We start from the raw sequence: 2,435 nt of genomic DNA, 5'->3' as shown, positions 1-2,435 counted from the left end.
CGCCGGGAAGCCCTTCGCGTTCCCTCTTGATGCCGCTCCCGCCAGCATCGAGGGCCCGGCGACCGGCACCACCGAGTCGGGCTCGATCTCGCTGAGCGGTGCACAGCTGTCGATGCTGCTCGAAGGCATCGACTGGCGCCGACCCGAGCGCACCTGGCAGCCGCGCGCAGCGGCGTAGTGGAGCATCGACCAAGTTGACAGGACAACTCCCGTTGTAGGGGTGGGCTCCGGCCGGCACAGTCGTGCCCATGACCTCGCAGGAACTGCTTGCCGCCAACGCCGCGCTCAGCGGCGAAGTGCAGCGCTCGCAAGAGGCATTGAAGATCGCTCTGCTCACTGTCGAGAAGCTCAAGGTCGAGGTGGCGTACTTGCGTCGCATGAAGTACGGCCGCTCCAGCGAGCAGCTCGAGCATGCCCAGCTTGAACTCGTGGGCGGCCAGCTCGCGCAACCGACATTGACACTGGCGAGCCGGGCCGAGGGCGCCGGCGCCGAAGACGACGAGCACCATTCCAACGTCACGTCCATCGAGCAGGCCCGCAGGAAGCGTCAGGCGCGACATCGCACTGGCGTGCGCGACTTGCCAGATCATCTGCCACGGCGCACCGTGGTGCACACGCCGCACAGCGGTTGCAGCTGCGAGGCTTGCGGCCGCGGCCTTCGCGAGATCGGCCAGGACGTCTCGGAGGTACTCGACTACGAGCCGGGCAGCTTCCATGTCGTGCGCCACGTTCGCCCCAAGCTCGCTTGCGCGAGCTGCAGCACGATCACGCAGGCGTCAGCGCCGAGTCGTCCCATCGATCGCTGCATGGCCGGCACCGGCCTGCTCGCACATGTGCTGGTGAGCAAGTATTGCGACCACACGCCTCTTTACCGGTTGTGCCAGATCTACGGCCGTGAAGGCGTCGAACTGCAGCGCTCGACCCTGGCCGACTGGGTGGCGCAGGCGGCACGTCTGCTGAGCCCGCTGGCCGACGCCATCGGCCGCTACGTGTTGACCGCCGACAAGATCCACGGCGACGACACACCGATCCGCGTGCTCGGCGGCGCAGGCGCCAAGGCTCGAACAGGCCGCCTGTGGGTGTATGTGAGGGATGACCGGCCCAGCGGCGACACAGCGCCGCAGGCGGTGTGGTTCCAGTACTCGGCGAACCGCAAGGGCGAACACCCCGTGCGCCACCTGAGGCACTTCAAAGGCGTCCTGCAAGCCGATGCCTTCGCCGGGTACCACCCGTTATACGAAGATGGCCGGGTGATCGAAGCTGGCTGTTGGAGCCATGCGCGACGCAAGCTGTGGGACATTCACGAGCGCCAGCACAAGCTGGCCGGAACGCTGGCACACCAAGCGCTACAGCGCATCGGCAAGGTCTTCGGTGTGGAGGCCGAGATCCGAGGCAAGCCGCCGCACGAACGAATGCGGGTTCGCCGGGAACGCACGAGTGCGATGCTGGGCGACCTGAAGGAATGGTTCGACACAGCGCTGTCGCAGGTCTCGGCGAAGTCGCCGATGGCATTGGCGATCGGGTACTCGCTGAGCAACTGGACGGCGCTGACGCGCTTCGTCGACGACGGGCGGATCGAAGCGCACAACAACGCGGCCGAGCGCGCGCTGCGCGGCGTGGCAGTCGGGCGCAAGAACTACCTGCATCTCGGCTCCGACAACGGCGGGCACAGCGCGGCGGTGATTTACACCTTGATCGGCTCGGCCAAGCTCGTCGGCATCGATCCACAGGCCTACTTGCGCCACGTGCTCGAGCGCATCGCCGACCAGCCGAGCAACCGCATCGAGGAGTTGCTGCCGTGGGCGGTCGCCGGTGAGCTTGCCAAGGCGGCGCCGACGAGCTCACAGCCTACCGACAAGCTCGCGGCCTGAGCACATCGCCGCTGGCAAAATCGCCAGCATGCGTGTCAAGCAGATCGAAGATCTTCCCATGGCCACAAGCGCCGAGCTGTACCAGCTCAGCTGGGTCATCGAGCAACTCATGGCCGACCCGAGGCGCATCGTGCAGGCGCGCTCGCAGCTGCACATGGGCCAGTTGGTAAAGTACTGGGACTGGGGCACTGGCAAGCTGCGCGAGGCTCGCATCGCAGCGATGAAGGACCGGCAGGTCACACTGCTTGATGAGCAAAGCAAACAGCGCTTGAGCGTGCTGTATGCGGCCGTCGTGCCAGTGGATGAGCAGCAGGCAGGCACGTCACCCTCACCGGCGCCCGCGGCACCGCTGAGGCCGCCGCCGGAGATCCATCACAAGCAGGACTTCCGCGTCGGCCAGCGTGTGAGCTTTACCGACCAAAGCCTGAAGCGGCACGTCGGAGAAATCGTTCGGATCAACCAGCGCACAGCCACCGTTCACTGCGATGGCCGCGCATGGCGCGTGGCGTTCGCTCTGCTTCAGAACGTCACCGACATCACGCCCTAAACCATCCAGCCGTCAAC

At 66.2% G+C, this 2,435-nt stretch carries 2 protein-coding genes; both read left to right on the top strand.

Annotated elements, in window-relative coordinates; all coding sequences use genetic code 11:
• Positions 1 to 263 precede the first annotated feature (263 nt).
• Complete coding sequence (tnpC, locus tag ACSFA2_RS25360; RefSeq protein ID WP_435458100.1) at positions 264 to 1,871, top strand: IS66 family transposase; 1,608 nt, start codon at positions 264 to 266, stop codon at positions 1,869 to 1,871.
• 28 nt (positions 1,872 to 1,899) lie between these two features.
• A complete protein-coding gene (locus ACSFA2_RS25355) occupies positions 1,900 to 2,418 on the top strand; it encodes a hypothetical protein (protein WP_435458099.1) in 519 nt (172 codons plus the stop codon).
• The last annotated feature ends 17 nt before the right edge of the window (positions 2,419 to 2,435 follow it).

This window comes from Variovorax cryoconiti, from assembly GCF_051216395.1.
GTDB lineage: Bacteria > Pseudomonadota > Gammaproteobacteria > Burkholderiales > Burkholderiaceae_C > Variovorax.
Note: the sequence above shows the minus strand (reverse complement) of the source record. Positions and strands in the feature narration are given on the sequence as shown.

What these genes read in the sequence shown, in the direction of transcription:
- ACSFA2_RS25355 (WP_435458099.1), top strand. Translation starts at nt 1,900, where the DNA reads ATGCGTGTCAAGCAGATCGAAGATCTTCCCATGGCCACAAGCGCCGAG.